At 60.7% G+C, this 323-nt stretch carries 1 pseudogene; it reads left to right on the forward strand.

Annotated features, from left to right (window positions below):
* A pseudogene (gene glyA / locus Q1B21_RS22320) lies at nt 1-323 on the forward strand (serine hydroxymethyltransferase); the annotation flags it as partial.

Consider the following 323-nt stretch of genomic DNA (forward strand, 5'->3'; position numbering starts at 1 on the left):
CTGGGTCGCCAGCGTGATGAGATCGAACTGATTGCATCCGAGAACATCGTCTCCGCCGCCGTGATGGAGGCGCAGGGTTCGGTGATGACCAACAAATACGCCGAAGGCTATCCCGGGCGGCGCTATTATGGCGGGTGCCAGTTTGTCGATATCGCCGAGAACCTCGCCATCGATCGCGCCAAACAGCTGTTTGGCTGTGATTTCGCCAACGTCCAGCCGAACTCGGGCAGCCAAGCCAACCAGGGTGTGTTCCAGGCGCTGATCAAACCCGGTGACACCATTCTGGGCATGAGCCTGGATGCCGGTGGCCACCTGACCCACGG

The organism is uncultured Ruegeria sp., from assembly GCF_947504215.1.
Lineage (GTDB): Bacteria > Pseudomonadota > Alphaproteobacteria > Rhodobacterales > Rhodobacteraceae > Ruegeria.